1 pseudogene is annotated in these 260 nt (G+C 63.8%); it reads right to left on the bottom strand.

The window, feature by feature from the left end:
• Positions 1–260 (bottom strand): annotated as a pseudogene (locus tag SB772_RS42525) (arginine decarboxylase); the annotation flags it as partial.

Genomic DNA, 260 nt, shown 5'->3' with positions numbered 1-260 from the left:
AGATGTGCGGGTGCGGCAGGCCCTGCGCGTCGCAGAACTCCTTGAGCATGCCCACCACCACGCCGGCGTAGTCATCCATGTCGTAGTTGATGGAACTGGCATTGCGCGAGTGTGTGCCGTCGTAGTCCACACCCAGGCCACCGCCGACGTCGATGTGATCGACCGGCAGGCCCAACGCACGCAGCTCGCCGTAGTAACGGATGGCTTCCTTGAAGCCGTGCTGGTAGTCGGCCAGGTTGGCGATCTGCGAGCCCATGTGG

The organism is Paraburkholderia sp. SIMBA_030, from assembly GCF_046535245.1.
Taxonomy (GTDB): domain Bacteria; phylum Pseudomonadota; class Gammaproteobacteria; order Burkholderiales; family Burkholderiaceae; genus Paraburkholderia.
The sequence above is the reverse complement of the archived record's forward strand: the minus strand, read 5'-3'. Positions and strand labels throughout refer to the sequence as shown.